At 41.2% G+C, this 15,315-nt stretch carries 11 protein-coding genes and 1 tRNA gene; 9 read left to right on the top strand and 3 right to left on the bottom strand.

Going from position 1 to position 15,315, the window contains the following annotated elements:
- Positions 1–29 precede the first annotated feature (29 nt).
- The 6 genes from ACQ334_RS10180 to ACQ334_RS10205 all read left to right on the top strand — a co-directional run bounded on the left by ACQ334_RS10180 (position 30) and on the right by ACQ334_RS10205 (position 9,918).
- Positions 30–2,612, top strand: a complete 2,583-nt coding sequence (locus ACQ334_RS10180; protein WP_430988096.1) for an outer membrane beta-barrel protein — start codon at positions 30–32, stop codon at positions 2,610–2,612.
- A gap of 514 nt (positions 2,613–3,126) precedes the next feature.
- Positions 3,127–4,041, top strand: a complete 915-nt coding sequence (locus tag ACQ334_RS10185) for a hypothetical protein (protein WP_430988097.1) — start codon at positions 3,127–3,129, stop codon at positions 4,039–4,041.
- Positions 4,019–4,366 (top strand): hypothetical protein, encoded by a 348-nt coding sequence (locus ACQ334_RS10190; RefSeq protein WP_430988098.1) that lies wholly within the window; start codon positions 4,019–4,021, stop codon positions 4,364–4,366. The genes ACQ334_RS10185 and ACQ334_RS10190 overlap by 23 nt, the downstream gene beginning before the upstream one ends.
- A 30-nt stretch (positions 4,367–4,396) precedes the next feature.
- Positions 4,397–6,979, top strand: coding sequence for a M36 family metallopeptidase (locus ACQ334_RS10195; RefSeq protein WP_430988099.1), 2,583 nt, complete (start codon positions 4,397–4,399; stop codon positions 6,977–6,979).
- A gap of 115 nt (positions 6,980–7,094) precedes the next feature.
- Positions 7,095–9,395 (top strand): hypothetical protein, encoded by a 2,301-nt coding sequence (locus tag ACQ334_RS10200; protein WP_430988100.1) that lies wholly within the window; start codon positions 7,095–7,097, stop codon positions 9,393–9,395.
- Between the two features lie 4 nt (positions 9,396–9,399).
- The gene (locus tag ACQ334_RS10205) at positions 9,400–9,918 is read left to right on the top strand and encodes a histidine phosphatase family protein (protein ID WP_430988101.1); all 519 of its coding nucleotides are present in this window, start codon (positions 9,400–9,402) and stop codon (positions 9,916–9,918) included.
- Positions 9,919–10,308: 390 nt separating this feature from the next.
- Here the strand turns inward: ACQ334_RS10205 and ACQ334_RS10210 are convergent, their stop codons facing one another.
- Together ACQ334_RS10210 and ACQ334_RS10215 are read right to left on the bottom strand one after the other, a co-directional pair.
- Positions 10,309–10,602, bottom strand: coding sequence for a hypothetical protein (locus ACQ334_RS10210; RefSeq protein WP_430988102.1), 294 nt, complete (start codon positions 10,600–10,602; stop codon positions 10,309–10,311).
- 290 nt (positions 10,603–10,892) lie between these two features.
- Positions 10,893–10,964 (bottom strand) — tRNA-Arg (locus ACQ334_RS10215).
- 134 nt (positions 10,965–11,098) lie between these two features.
- Here ACQ334_RS10215 and ACQ334_RS10220 point away from each other — a divergent pair.
- The 3 genes from ACQ334_RS10220 to ACQ334_RS10230 all read left to right on the top strand — a co-directional run bounded on the left by ACQ334_RS10220 (position 11,099) and on the right by ACQ334_RS10230 (position 14,341).
- The gene (locus tag ACQ334_RS10220) at positions 11,099–11,563 is read left to right on the top strand and encodes a VOC family protein (RefSeq protein ID WP_430988103.1); all 465 of its coding nucleotides are present in this window, start codon (positions 11,099–11,101) and stop codon (positions 11,561–11,563) included.
- A 51-nt stretch (positions 11,564–11,614) separates the two neighbouring features.
- Complete coding sequence (locus ACQ334_RS10225) at positions 11,615–12,268, top strand: tetratricopeptide repeat protein (protein WP_430988104.1); 654 nt, start codon at positions 11,615–11,617, stop codon at positions 12,266–12,268.
- Positions 12,269–12,409: 141 nt separating this feature from the next.
- The gene (locus ACQ334_RS10230; protein WP_430988105.1) at positions 12,410–14,341 is read left to right on the top strand and encodes a beta-N-acetylhexosaminidase; all 1,932 of its coding nucleotides are present in this window, start codon (positions 12,410–12,412) and stop codon (positions 14,339–14,341) included.
- A gap of 6 nt (positions 14,342–14,347) precedes the next feature.
- On the opposite strand, the gene ACQ334_RS10235 is transcribed toward ACQ334_RS10230, so the two are convergent.
- Positions 14,348–15,265 carry an OmpA family protein gene (locus tag ACQ334_RS10235; protein ID WP_430988106.1) on the bottom strand — a complete coding sequence of 306 codons (918 nt, stop codon included), beginning with the start codon at positions 15,263–15,265 and terminating at the stop codon, positions 14,348–14,350.
- Positions 15,266–15,315: the final 50 nt, after the last annotated feature.

Raw genomic sequence — 15,315 nt, forward strand, 5'->3', positions numbered from 1 at the left:
ATTACTTTTACATCATAAATATTAAAACAATGAAAAAATTATTATTACTGATTACAATAGTACTGGGCGCAACAGGTTTGTTTGCACAAATGCCGCCTGCAGGAATGAGGCCGGCCGGTAACCTGAGTGCTCATTTATATGGCAAGCTTACCGACAATGATGGCAAAGCCATTGGAGAAGCCACGGTATTATTAATGGAGAACAAAATAGACTCTGTTACAAAAAAGACAAAGCAGTTGCTGTACAAATCTGTCATCACACAAGCTAACGGCGATTTTAGTTTTGAAGACGTATCCTTAAAAAGCAGGTACACTTTAAAGATCAGCAGTGTTGGTTTTAAAGCATACGAACTGCCGGTTAGTTTTTTTACTAAACCCACCGATGGTGCCATGCAGCCCCCATCAACTGATAAAGACCTGGGTAAGATCAAACTCACTCCCGATGCAAAAGACCTGCAGGTAGTCACTGTAGTTTCTTCTACCCCTACCATAAAACTAAATGCCGATAAAAAAATATTTAATGTAGAAAAAAATATCATGAGTGCCGGTGGTACCGGTGTGGATGTAATGCGTAATGTGCCTTCGGTTAATGTAGATATTGATGGCAATATTACCATGCGTAATGCAGCGCCGCAATTATTAGTGGATGGCAGGCCAACAACATTAACATTAGACCAGATACCAGCCGATGCTATTGAAAGCGTGGAAGTGATCTCTAATCCTTCTGCAAAATATGATGCCTCCGGCGGTGGTGCAGGCATTTTAAATATTGTATTGAAGAAAAATAAAAAAACCGGTTACAATGGTAATGTAAGAGCCGGTGTAGATAAAAGAGGTGCAGTAAATGGTGGCCTGGATTTTAATGTGCGCCAAAATAAGATCAACATCAGTGCTGCAGTTAATGGTAACCAGAACAAAGGACAAACCACAGGAACCACTGAACGTATCAGTCAATTGACGACGCCACAAACCATCACCGCTCAAAATAATTTTAATAAAACAACAGGCGGTTTTCTTTTTGCAAAACTGGGTGTTGATTATTTTGCTACCAACAAAACAACTTTGTCTTTATCGGGTATAAAAGTGCATGGGGAATTTAATCCTTACGAATTGATCGGCGTATCAACCGATAGTTTATACAACAGCGGAAAAATAAGTGCCGCAAGCCAAAGATTAACCACAGGCACAAGAGAGTTTAACGGGCAAGGTTTAGTTTTCGGTTTAAAACACACATTCGCCAAACCAGGTGAAGAGCTTACTGTAGATGCCAATTACTTTGGTGGCAAGAACAGCAATAATTCTTTATACACTACAAATTACTTAACCTCAACAGGTGCTACAAGCAGCACTGCATTGCAAACAGCATTAGGTTATGGCAGCGATAAAAATTTTGTGATACAATCTGATTATACTTTACCACTTAGCAAAACCGCTAAATTAGAAACCGGTGTAAGAGCAGCTATTCGCAGCAGGGTAAACGTTAACGATAACTATTTGTATAATGATAGCGCAAAACAATACCTGATCATTCCATCTGCAACAAGCAACTATAAGAATACTGATAATGTGTATGCAGCTTATGCTACTTACAGCAACAGCATTAAAGATTTTAGTTACAAAGTAGGTGTTCGTGCAGAAAGTTCTAACTATACCGGTACATTAACCAACACCGGCGAAACATTTAAAAACAGTTATCCGGTAAGTTTGTTCCCTTCAGTTTTTTTAAGCCAGAAATTAGCCAACAGGCAGGAACTGCAATTCAGTTACAGCCGTCGCGTTAACAGGCCTAATTTTTTTCAGCTGATTCCTTTTACTGATTACACCGATAAATTAAATATTACCCGTGGTAATCCTAACCTGGTACCGGAGTTTACACAATCAGTAGAATTGTCTTATTTAAAAACTTTTCAGAAGAGCAGTACTTTCTTAGGCTCTTTATACTACAAACACACTGATAATTTAATCACCCGTTATTTATCATCAGAAACTGATGCAGTAAGCGGCAACACAGAATTGATCAATACTTATATCAATGCCAACTCAAGTTATGCTGCGGGTGCAGAAGCAACTGTACTGAATACGCTTACCAAATGGTGGGACATCAGCACCAATGTAAATGTGTATAATTCTAAAGTAAATACCAGCAATGTAACTACTACTCAGCAAGCTGCTTTATGGAGTTTGTTTGGCAAGTTCAACAGTAACTTTAAACTGCCTTCTAACTTTGCAGTGCAGCTTACTACTACTTATCAATCTAAAACCAATTTGCCGGTAAGCCAGGGCGGTGGTATGGGTGGCCCGCCAATGATGCAAAGCCAGAGTTCTTCACAAGGTTATATCAAACCATCATGGGGAATGGATCTTGCAGTTAAAAAAAGTTTCCTGAAAAATAATGCAGCTTCGGTATCATTAAGTGTTACAGACATTTTCAAAACACGTATCAACAGCCAATATTCTTCCAGTGATTATTTTACGCAAACGTACAGCCGCCTGCGTGACCCGCAAATGTTTAAACTGAATTTTGCGTATCGCTTTGGTAAACTGGATGCATCACTTTTTAAACGTAAAAGCAGTGGCGGAGATAGTAACGCTACGGAAAGTATACAGCAATAGCACTTTAATGCAAAGCCTGCGGGCTTTTATTGAAACATATTATTTGAATGAGCATGGCCGGTTTTAAAACCGGCCATGCTCATTTAATTTACTATTATAAATAAGTTATGAAAATTAAGTGGTGGCAACATTGATACAGCTGATTAATACAGGCATACATTTGTTATATCCCTGCATTTAAAAATACTACTAACAGGGTATTGCAGTTTAAAAAGCAAGCCATTAATTTTATGGTATTAAAAGTTTTGGATCAATCTACAATATAATTCACAGCCTTAAACCCTTATTCTTTTTACCGGGAATTTAAGTACCAGTAATTGCAATAACGATATACTGCATTACAATACTGCACTTAATTTATCAGGATGTTTATTTAACCGTTTATTGCAACCGGGGTTACACCAGTATCTAACGCATACCTTTAGCCGCATTATTTAATATGCAAAATATTAATGAACAACTGTAACAGGTTGTTGCATAATTATTATATCAGTTTTAAAAAAAATAAAAATTTATGAAAATCAAATTAACGATCGACGTTTTTAGCGGCCGCCCTAATCCAACATTAACATTAGATGGTCGTGATGCAAAAAAGATCCTGGACCAGGTAAGTCTGAAATCCGGGTTTAAAAAGAATTCTGATAAAACTGCACCCGAGCCATTTGGCCTTGGATACCGGGGGGTAATTATTGAGCAACTGGATGCTGCTGCATCCGATATGCCAAAGATAATGCGTGTAACACCTGACCGTGCCTATGGAGACAACAGCTCTGCTACAGCAACAGACAATGAATTTGAAAAAATTATTTTTGATCTGATAACTCAATTTAAGGACACCGGCAGCAAAAAAGAATTCAGAACATTACTGGAAGACCAGGTAAAAACATTTAGGGCCGAACGAAAAGATTTGTTATTAAAATGGCCGATTGATATTATTAAATGGCCGGTATTAAATCCCTGCAGCTGTGCACCCGATGCCGATATCGCCTGGTGGAATGACGGAGGCCAGCGGCAGTTCAATAACAATTGTTACAACTATGCGTCAAATTACCGTACTGATACTTTTGCCCAGCCAGGTAAAGCTGCGGGCCTGCAATACACGTCGCTATCGGGTTGCGCAGTAGCAGCCGGCCAGCGAAGTGCTAAAGATGGTGCAGTTGCAGATTGTTTAATAGATACTCCTGCTGCCAATAATGTTTGCCCCGGCAAAGGCCACCTTGTAGCATTGGTAGTGGCACCCGGTTACGATTTTCATTGGTACCGCAAAGGGCCGGATGGAAAATGGTCACACAAGCCCGGAGGTACACAGGCAACATTGGTAGATAATTCAGGCAACCCTATTGCAGACCCCAGAACTGCTAATCGTGGGCCATACACCCAATTCTGTACTTTTATGCAGGTATTACATGGACATATTAAAATCAAATAAGCACTGGAAGTGCAAATTACTGCTGTTCTCAGGACGGCCTGATCCCGAGTGGCAGCCCGGCCTGCAGGTAATTGAAAAATTGCTGGTGTATGCCAATGAAATACCTGCTTCAGCAGATACATCGGATTTTCAGCCACCCTTAGGTTATCGTGGTGCCTTAATCCATAACGGGAGTTACACAATTACCGCATATAAAGGCAGGCTGGAGATCAGGAATGCAGATGCCATCATTATAAAACCAGATGAAGAACGCCGGTTTGAACGATTGATACTGGAAACTGCTCCCGAAGAATTGAGGTTGCTTGCCATGCAGCAATTTGATTGACTAAATTTCTCATCATTAAAAAATTATAACATGCCTAAATTAATTAACCCTCAAACTACTGAGGTACAACGCAATTCAAAAACAAAATCTTTATTAAAACTAAGAGGGTCTTTTGATCTGTCACAAAGCGATAGCAATAGAGATGGGGGTGATGCAGTATTATCATTTTTAAAGGATAATGCAGGAGAACTGGAACTGGATTTTAAAAATTCAGATCTGTCATTGGTACATACTGCTGTATTACCAGATGCAAAGGTAAAACGCTACCAGCAAACAGTAGATAATATACCCGTACATGATGCCTATGTATTGGTACAAACAGATGACAACAGTATAAAGCAGATCGACCTTAATTATGCAAAAGGTAAAGTTGATACATCAAGAGGCGATGCGCCGGTTATTACCCCCGCCCAGGCAGAAAAGATAGCAACTGCTGATCTTAAAGAATTTACTATGAGAGGCGACAGTAAGATCATTACTTCAAAAATGTATTTTAATGCCAGTAACAAACTTACGCTTTCATACAATGTGCTGATCATGACAGAGAATCCGCTTTGCGACTGGAATTATTTTATTGATGCCACCAACGGCAAAATATTGGAAAAAAAGGATATCATAAAACACTTGCCCGATGGATCAGGCTTCGTATTTGACCCCAATCCCGTGGTTACAGCCAATAACAATACATTACGGCAACCAACTGCCACCACAGCAGCAGGATGCGGTTATGCAGGTACCGCCCTGGCAACTATCGATGCACAAAGGGTAACCCGTGTACTTAAAGACCTGAAACTTTCCGGCGGGGTTTATTCCCTGGAAGGAGCATTTGCCAAGATCATTAATATCACCTCTCCCACTTCCACCATTCCCACAGAAACATCACCTACTGCTTTTAATTACTCTTCTTCTGATGAGCGTTTGGGTGCTGTTAACCTGTATTATCATATTGATACCATACAACGGTATATTCAAAGCCTTGGCATAACTACAGCGAATAACCGCCAAACAGCCGCTGACCCTGCAGTAAGTGGATTTTCTGCCTACTACAGTCCGGGAAATAAAAGCCTTCATATGGGTACTTCAAGGCCCTGCCACCCCGATAAATCGCAGGAAGGTGATGCCATCATTCATGAATATGGCCATGCCATACAAGACAACCAGGTGCCCGGATGGGGAACCACCAACCCGGTAACAGGAAGAGATGAAGCCGGCGCCATGGGAGAAGGATGGGGCGATATACTGGCCTGTGTATTCTTTGCAAGTTTTGGCAACCAGTTCCAGAGAGAAAGCTTTGAAGACTGGGCCTATGTAGAAAATGGTGCGTCGGCATTGAGGCGTGTGGATGGCACCAAAGTATATCCTACCAGCTGGAGTAGTGAAGTACATAATGATGGTGAAATATGGTCTGCAGCTTTATGGAATATATACAGAACGATCGGAGGAGATTCATTAAATCTTGCCGACAGGAATGCAGCAAGAGACGCACTGCTGAAAACAGTCATACTGTCTCACCATCTTTTATTACCAAGTGCCAGTATGCCCGATGGTGCCGAAGCAATTATGAAAACACATGCAGATTCCTCTGATTACAGGGGCAAATACCTGATGCAAATGCTCGACAGTTTTCACGCCAGGGGAATACTAAAATGCAATGCCAGTGCCGATCTCTATATTCGTGATGATGCCGCAGATACCGGCAATAATATTTCGGGGGCATCTGTATTCTGGAATTCACCAGACCTTTGGATCACCAAAACACCCATTAGCACTAACCCGGCAGAACACGAAAATCCTGAGAAAGGACAGGATAATTATTTTCATGCAAGGGTAACCAACAGGGGAACGCAGGCAGCAAGAGCTTTTGTCGTAACCTTTAATGTAAAAACATGGGCGGGTACTCAGTTTGTATATCCCGGCGACTTTATCCCTTTCATCAGTGCTGCAGTTGGTTTTAACCTGGCACCAGGCGCTTCCACTATTGTACATGCCAAATGGCCAAAGGCACTCATACCACCTTCGGGTACGCATTCCTGCTGGATATCTTCTGTATACATGCCAACTGATACCACTCCTTCCGGAAAACATGTGTGGGAATACAATAACCTTGCTCAAAAAAACCTGCACATTGTTGATCTGATTCCCGGTGATTCATTTGTACTGCCTATCCAGTTTAATAATTTCCTCATCAGGGAAATAGATCGTTTCCGTGTGGAAATTGTAAGGCCAAAAGGCTTTGCCGCAGTGCCGGTATCGCTTACTCATCCCAAAGAACTGGAATTGGCCACTTTCTTTAACTCCGAAAAAGAAGCATTGATCGATAAGGACATCAAAGCGAAGGTAAACCGCATCAAAGTAAAATTCAGTGAAACTACTGAAGCGGTATTTGCAAAAGCGGCAGGCGCCAATCCGGCTTCTGTAGTTTTTAAAGAAGGATTGGTGGCAGGTTTTCCGGTTGTATTAAAGCCCGGCCAGGTGCAAACATTCAATCTGAAAGTTACGGCGCCGCCTAATGTTAAACCCGGCGACAGTTTCCAATTGAACCTTCTTCAACGGGACCCTAAAAATGTTGTTATCGGAGGTTTTACTGTGCAGGTAAGAATAAAAAAGAAGTAAAACAACAACACTCACCCTATACCAATAGTAATAATCAAAGTGTACCGGGCATCCCGTCAGCTGCCCGGTGCACTTTATGCCAGGTTTCTATCTGCAATTAAAAACAAATAGCTTTATGGCTACGGATAATTTAAAACTGGCACCGCCCCCCAAAACTGTAAACGGGTTGGTGGCCGTGCCAATGGATATACAGCACTTACAGGCCACTGTTATATTTGATGGCGCTGCTTCAACAGCAACTGCTACAGCAGCCATAACTTTTATAACAGGCGTACAGGACGGTTGCCCGGTATTCGACCTCAGGCAAACCATCAGCACGGCTTTGCTGGACGGGGTAGCAATTGCCATAGCAGACCTTGCCGTCCATGATTTTGGAGGTGGCCCTGATGCACAGATGCGGATTATTAACCGGGTACTCCCTGCAGGTACTACGCACACATTGCAGGTAAACTATGCCATCGGCCTTCCGCAGGCTGCAGCTGGTGGTGGTTATCCTCCCGCTATTGCATGGCTTCCGGGGCCAAGATTAAAATTTAATTTCGGATTTACTGACCTGGCTCCGGCCAGGTACCTGGAGTCATGGTTTCCTGCCAATCTTATTTACGATCAGTTTGATATTGAGTTAGATCTGCAGGTAAGCAATACCGCTATACAGCATGCTGTAATTACAAATGCCACAGTTACTTCACTTGGCACTAATCACTGGAAACTGAATTTCCCTGCCCGGTGTACAGCGCTGTCTACCCTTCTTGAAATCAGGGCTGCAGATACCCTACAACATCAATCCGGCACAGTCTTATTGCCTGTAAGCGGCCAGACTGTTACAGTTGACGCATGGAAGCTTGTTACAGATACTGCAACTGATCTTACTGTACAAATCAACTTAATTAAAAACTTCCTGGTAAATAATGAAAATAACATAGGCGCTTATTTACATGGTACTCGGTTCACTGTATTTTTTAATATGGGTGGTATGGAATATGAAGGAGCTGCTACTGCAACTACCGGCACAGTAAAACACGAAACATTTCACAGCTGGTGGGCACGGGGTATAAAGCCAGCCAGCCAGCCCGATGGCTGGTGGGATGAGGCATGGACCACTTATTTTAATGATATGGGTGGTACAACTTCCACGCCCTTTGATTTTACTGCATCTCCTGTGCAATTGTGTACTCAGAATCAATGGTCACGCATTACAGCCGGCGGAGCTTATACGGATGGTAATCGCTTTTGGGAAGGTATGTCATCTCTTATCGGGAATACTAACCTTAAGGCATACATGAAAGATTTTTACAATAGTTATAAAAACAAGCTGATAAAAACCAACTATATAGAAGAATACCTGTTGTGCCGTTCCGGTAATGTGCAGGTGGTTGATGCTTTTCACCGTTTTGTGTACGGGTTTTCCAATCCATCTGCAACACCCGATCTATGGATGAAAGATGATACCACTGATATAGCAGGCAATGATAACTGGGCAGGAAAATTCTGGAATTCACCGGATATATGGATAAGGAATAATGATGATGACGGCACAACGCATCAAAATGCCGAATATGGCCAGGACAACTGGATATATGCACGGGTAAGAAATAAAAGTGCCACTGTGGCTGTAAAACATTTTGTAGTTGCATTTAATGTAAAGCAATTTGCCGGTACGCAATTCAATTACCCTGCCGATTTTTTGCCGGGTATTGCTGCAGCATCCGGCTTTGACCTTGCAGCAGGCAGTAGCATGATTGTAAAAGCCCGCTGGCCCAAAAACCTGGTGCCTGCAGCAGGTACGCATGCCTGTTTAATAGCAGCAGTAATAACACGGGGCGAACATCCTGCAACTAATAAATTTGTATGGGAAAGTAATAACCTGGCACAGAAAAACCTTACCATCGTCGATCTTAGTCCCAACGGCTTTATAATAATCCCGTTTGTGATTTCCAATTATGCCTATAGCCAGAAAAGAACCTTCAGTCTTGAAGTTTTCCGGCCACTGAAATATACAGCTGTACCGGTTACTTTACTGCACCCAAAACCTGTATTGTTCAGCGGTTTTGAAAAAGTTCAGCCCTTTATTATCACCGGCCATGTAAAAAATGCAAATAAAGATGACCTGCTGGATTGCAGCGGATACATCGGCGAACAACTTAAACCTGCTGTAGCCATTACCGATAGTACCATAAAAGAAGCGTATCACCTGGTTAATACTCCTTTACAGGAAATGTATTTTAAACCTGGTAGTGCTGCAGCTATCGCCATAGCGGTTAAAGAAAACGATCAGTTGCTCCTGCATGTAAAAGTGCAGGTACCTGCTGATATAAAAATTGGCGAAAAGCTGGAATTTGACCTGGTACAACGGGACAGCAAAACAAAAAAAATAACCGGGGGTATTGCCTTGCAGGTAAACATTATAAAACAATGATGTTATGTTAATAAGAAAAATATTTTTTGCTTGGTTACTGGCAACAGTAGTTACATCTTGCCAGGTAGCCAAAACCACCAGGATTTTTATAGTCCGCCATGCCGACAGACTGCCAACAGATGGTTTAAAACCAGAAGGAATAGTAAGGGCAGAAGAACTCAAAAGAGTGTTAGGAAATGCCGGTATCGATAGTATTTTTTCAACAGATTTTGTACGCACTACAAAAACAGTGCAACCCATTGCCGATCAGCTTCATTTGCCAGTAATACTGTATTCAAACAATACTTTATTACTCACGAGAATATTAAACAACAGTAAGGGAAAAACGCTTTTAGTGGCCGGTCATTCAGATACCGTACCCGAGCTGATACAGCAATGCGGATGTACGCCGCCGTTTCCGGTTATTCCTGATACACAGTTTGATAACCTGTTCCTGGTTATCCTGCAAAAAGAAAAAATAAATCATCATACTACTACCAGTTGTAAAGTACTTCGTTTGCGATATGGTGCTGTTACCAACTAACTGCAATAAAGTGCAAAAAAAATGCACACTAACAAAAAAAAGGTTAGTGTGCATAATATGAATTAACTAATTAAATATCAAACAAATAATTTAGTTTGTTGGGTAAATACCTGTATTTATCCTTATGAATTGTTATGTAGCTTAAAACCATGCACAGCAGTTCAATCAGGGAGTTACAATCAACAAGCGCAGCAAATACTTAAACAAGGAAAACTTGAAGCCCGCCAGTGAAGCAGATGCAATACTTGATTTTATTTACATGCTTGTTTTTTTAAAAATCGTATGCAAGCTTGCCCGGCTGTTTGCCATCTAATGATTGCAGGTATCCCGATCTATACTTCAAAGCTCAGCAACTTTCTCTCCGGCACGCCGCCAGGCCTGCTACACTTTTCAGCAGTGTTTTTTCAAATATTCCTGTATAGCCGTATGATAAACCGTTTTACCCTCCGGCAATTTTTTAGCATAGGCAGCCTTCTTTTCAGGATCCCGGATAATGCTTTGTGCATAAGCTATAGCATCAGCAAACCTATTTTGTTTTAATTTTTGCAATGCACTCTTTTTTACCCTGCGCATATCAGGTACAGCACTTATAACTGTACCATAACGGTATTGCTTAACCACAAAACTATCCCCTATTTTACCACTTACACCCTGCAAAAGAGGGTTACTTTTTACCCTGGCCATAAATTGTATTATTGCTGGTCATCATTGAAAATTACTGTGCTGCTGTTAATACCTGCTCCCTGCCAAAAACGGGGCAACTTCATAAAAAGCTCTATTTTCTTACGTCCATCCTTCGTTCAACTATCGTTTATCTGTCCTTAATGAAACGTAAAAAATCAGGTTGGTAAAAATGAGCCTCCCCCGGTCACTAAAATTCACAACCTTGGGAGATAACATATAGATTGAAAGAAGGGCGCTTTAGTTGCAGGTATAAAAAATGGCAACTTTAAAAAGTTGCCATTTTATTTTTGTAGTCCTGACAAGAATCGAACTTGTATCTAAAGTTTAGGAAACTTCTATTCTATCCATTGAACTACAGGACCATTTTTCATCAGGCTCCAAATGACCATTCATTTCGGCGCTTTAGAATTTCGGATGGCAAAAGTAATTATTTCTACGTACCCGATTATAAAAATCAGCATTAATTTAATTACATTGAGGCTTAAACAGCTTAAATATGAAAAAATACAGGCTTATTTTAACCTTAGCCATACTGCTTTCAATACCTTATGCTTCCTTTTCGCAAAATAATAATCCTGCCAAAGCCCATATTAACCATACTGCCATTTTTGTGGTAGACCTTAAAAAGTCAGGTGATTTTTATATGAATGTGGTTGGCCTGGATACCATCCCCGAACCTTTTCATGATGGCAAGCATATCTGGCTGCAGACTTCGCCGCACACCCAAATGCACATTATACAAGGCGCCCCCGAAGCCAAAACCTATTATAAAAACCAGCATACCTGTTTCAGCGTGGGCTCGGTAGATGCTTTTGCAAAAATGTTGCTGGATAAAAAAATAGCTTTTGAAGATGTAAAAGGCAGCCTCAATACCATCACTACCAGGGTGGATGGTGTAAAGCAGATCTGGCTGCAGGACCCCGACGGCTACTGGGTGGAAATAAATGATGCAAAAGACTAAGGCCTTTTCAGGCTGCAAACCTTATCTTTGCGCTCCTAAATTTTAGTGATCATGAAGTGGTTGAACATCTTAATTAAATACCGCCTTTGGCTGGGTATCGTATTTTTAGCCCTGGCAATTTTTACCCAAATTCAAACAAGTTTCTGGCCTTCGTTTATTTTATACTTTATAGCTGTTATAGCCATTGCAGGTCATTTTCTGTTTGGGCCCATGCGCCTGATACAGGGTTACATGGAAGATGGTGATATTGAAGGCGCTAAAAAAGTAGTGAATTCCATCTGGTTTCCTGCACTTTTAATTAAACCAGTTCGTTCGGTTTACTATACCATTAAAGGCAACCTGGCCATGGTTGACCAGGATTACGCCGGCGCAGAAGAACTGATGAAAAAAAGTTTGTCGCTTGGTGGTACCATGACCAAACAGGCTGAAGGCCCCAATAAATTACAACTGGGTATGCTTTGTATTCAAAGAGGCGATATGAAACAGGGCGAAAGTTATATCCGCCAGGCTATTCGTGCCGGCTTACCCGATAGTGAAAATAATGCTGCTGCTTATTTGCAATTATGTTCAATAATGATGAACAAAAGAGAGTTCCGTGCCGCTAAAGATTATTTCAGAAAAGCAAAAAGTTTTAAGCCTACCACGCCGCAAATTGTAGATCAGATAAAACAAATTGAAAAATATATCGGCCGTATGCCGGGATAATTTTTGTAAATAAATTTTAAAGAGGTTGATAAGTAATACTTGTCAACCTCTTTTAGTATACTGAAAATATTTTTTCGGTTCAGTGACAACAAAAACTACCAGGTGGTTTCAAATAATTAACTTGTGCTATAATTTGTTGGTATGAAAAAGCTTTTTCTTTTAAGCGTCCTGTTTACAATTGTTGCTATTGCAGTGGCGCAAAGAAACACTGCGCCAAAACGAACCAGTGTCTGGCATAACAATATTGTTCCTAAACCAGTTTCCCTCACCAGGGGTGAAGGTTTTTTTACCTTGCCTTATGAGCTGTCTATTCTTATAACAAAAAATGAAGAACTTAAAAAGATCGCTGTACAATTATCACAGCAACTGAATACCGCATCCAATAAAATAACCATTACAGAAAGCAAAACGGCTGCAACCAACGCTATCTTTTTATCGCTTACCAATGATAATTCCATACCTGCTGAAGGTTACCGTTTAAAAGTAAGTGACAGCGGTATTATTATTGCAGCTAAAGCACCCGCCGGAATTTTTTACGGTGTACAAACCCTCTTGCAATTATTACCTTCTGCCATAGAAAGTAAGGAAAAACAAAAGCCTGTTGACGAATGGAACGTTCCTGTAATTACTATTGAAGATGCGCCGCGTTTTGGCTGGCGTGGTTTAATGCTGGACGTATCCCGTCATTTTTTTACGGTAGCAGAGGTTAAGGATTATATTGACCAGATGGCGAAATATAAATTCAACCTTTTACACCTGCATTTAACGGATGACCAGGGCTGGCGTATCCAGATCAAAAGTCTGCCCAGGTTAACTGAAGTGGGTGCCTGGCGTGTAGATAAAACAGGAACTTTCGGCAGACTTTCTAAACCCGAACCCAATGAACCCAAAACCTATGGCGGCTTTTACACCCAGGAAGACATTAAGGAACTGGTGAAATATGCCGGCGAAAAGTACATCAGTATTCTTCCTGAAATTGATATGCCGGGGCATAGCTTAGCGGCACTGGCTTCTTATCCCGAATTGACCTGTACTCCTGGTACTTATGCGGTTAACTCCGGCGAACAGTTTATGATATGGCCCGGTGGCGGCCAGCATTTTTATGGCACACTTGACAACACCCTTTGCCCTGCCAACGAAAAAGTATACGATTTTTTAGATAAGGTTTTTACCGAAGTGGCAGAACTGTTTCCATTTGCGTATATCCATATGGGTGGTGATGAAACGGCACGCAATTTCTGGGAGAAGAGCAACGCCATAAAAACACTGATGAAAAAAGAGCACCTGAAAAACCTGGATGAAGTGCAAAGCTATTTTGTAAAACGGGTAGAAAAGATCATTGCCTCTAAAGGAAAAAAAATGATTGGCTGGGATGAGATTTTACAAGGCGGTTTAGCACCCAATGCAGCCGTAATGAATTGGCGTGGCATCAAAGATGGTATTGAAGCTGCCAGGCAAGGCCACGATATAGTGATGACCCCAACAGAATTTTGTTATATTGATTACATGCAGGGTGATGCCAGTATAGAACCTCCGGTATACGCCAGCTTACGACTAAAAAAGGCCTACCAGTTTGAACCGGTACCCGATGGCATAGATGCAAAATTTGTTAAAGGCGGGCAGGCCAACTTATGGACAGAACAGGTGTACAACATGCGCCATGCCCAATACATGACATGGCCCCGCGCTTTTGCCATTGCAGAAGTATTGTGGAGCCCTAAAGAAAAAAGAGACTGGAATGATTTTGTACAACGGGTGGAGGGCCAGTTTAAAAGATTGGATGTTGCTGAAGTAAAGTATGCACCCAGTATGTATGACCCTGTTTTCAATGTAAGTAAAAAAGATACTTCCACAATAATTGTTGCGCTGAGCACAGAAGTAGAAGGCTTAAAGATCCATTACAGTTTCGATAATTCTTTCCCGGATAATTTTTACCCGGCATATACAACACCACTTACTGTTCCCAAAGACGCTTCGTTTATGAAACTGATTACTTATCGTGATAACAAACCAATCGGAAGAATGATAGTAATACCTGTTACAGAATTGAAAAAGCGGGCAGGTATAAAATAAGAGTTATTATTTTTCTATCATGATCTGTGCCCTGGAATTTAACGCCATTTCCTGCGGATTTTTACCGGCATTGTATGGGCGGCTGTTACCATAACCTTTTACTGAAAGAATACGGTTGTTGGCAATATTACGGGAGAGTAAATAATTTTTTACAATCTCGGCCCTTTCATTCGCTAGTCTTTCGCAAAGCGAATTAATACCTTCTGCAGGATAAGCATGTCCCTGAACAGAAAGTTTAAGCGCAGGATTTTCTTTTAATACTACAATTACACTATCCAGTGCTTTATAAGTTACCGGCGATAACCAGGATTGCTGGTAATCGAAAGGTATCACAATAGCATCTTTATCAGGGCAACCATTATTTTCTTTGTAACCATATACATCTGCGCAGCCATCATCGGCGTCAGCAATACCATCTCCATCTTTGTCTTCTATTTGCGGCGGTGCCGGTGGTGGCGGATAGTTTAATACCAGTTCGGCACGGCAATTCAATGCATGGCCATCTTTATTTACATTCGTTTTTTCAGAACGTTTTTTACCCATGCCTCTTACAAAAATCAGGCGAAAAGGCTGCACCCCACGCCCTAAAATATAATCTCTGACAAATAAAGCTCTGTTTAAAGAAAGGTATTTGCAAATGGTATCGCTGCCTTCATCCTGGTGGGCATAGCCATTGATAGAAAGTGTAATACTGCTGTCTTTCAGCAACAGGTTAACCACGCTGTCAATAACCTCGTAAGTGTAAGCATGGTATAATGCAGATTGTTTATAATCGAAAGGAATAAGTATTACAGCAGAATCAGCGAAAGGTTTTTTGGTAGATACCGGGTTTTGCTGCTCCTCCAAACTGTTAAGCAAAGCAGCATTAGCTGCCACAATATTGGTGATGAAAACTAATATAAACAGGTATAGGAATTTTTTCATTCGGTACACATTCAGGTGATATTGCGATTGGTACTGCAATAATGATACCG

It is taken from the genome of Ferruginibacter sp. SUN106 (assembly GCF_050611765.1).
In the GTDB taxonomy this organism is placed as follows: Bacteria; Bacteroidota; Bacteroidia; order Chitinophagales; family Chitinophagaceae; genus Ferruginibacter.

Excerpts from the sequence above, each read along its gene's own strand:
- ACQ334_RS10195 (WP_430988099.1), top strand. The coding sequence starts at position 4,397 with ATGCCTAAATTAATTAACCCTCAAACTACTGAGGTACAACGCAATTCA.
- ACQ334_RS10200 (WP_430988100.1), top strand. The coding sequence starts at position 7,095 with ATGGCTACGGATAATTTAAAACTGGCACCGCCCCCCAAAACTGTAAAC.
- ACQ334_RS10235 (WP_430988106.1), bottom strand. The coding sequence starts at position 15,265 with ATGAAAAAATTCCTATACCTGTTTATATTAGTTTTCATCACCAATATT.
- ACQ334_RS10220 (WP_430988103.1), top strand. The coding sequence starts at position 11,099 with ATGAAAAAATACAGGCTTATTTTAACCTTAGCCATACTGCTTTCAATA.
- ACQ334_RS10210 (WP_430988102.1), bottom strand. The coding sequence starts at position 10,602 with ATGGCCAGGGTAAAAAGTAACCCTCTTTTGCAGGGTGTAAGTGGTAAA.
- ACQ334_RS10190 (WP_430988098.1), top strand. The coding sequence starts at position 4,019 with ATGGACATATTAAAATCAAATAAGCACTGGAAGTGCAAATTACTGCTG.
- ACQ334_RS10180 (WP_430988096.1), top strand. The coding sequence starts at position 30 with ATGAAAAAATTATTATTACTGATTACAATAGTACTGGGCGCAACAGGT.
- ACQ334_RS10205 (WP_430988101.1), top strand. The coding sequence starts at position 9,400 with ATGTTAATAAGAAAAATATTTTTTGCTTGGTTACTGGCAACAGTAGTT.
- ACQ334_RS10225 (WP_430988104.1), top strand. The coding sequence starts at position 11,615 with ATGAAGTGGTTGAACATCTTAATTAAATACCGCCTTTGGCTGGGTATC.
- ACQ334_RS10230 (WP_430988105.1), top strand. The coding sequence starts at position 12,410 with ATGAAAAAGCTTTTTCTTTTAAGCGTCCTGTTTACAATTGTTGCTATT.
- ACQ334_RS10185 (WP_430988097.1), top strand. The coding sequence starts at position 3,127 with ATGAAAATCAAATTAACGATCGACGTTTTTAGCGGCCGCCCTAATCCA.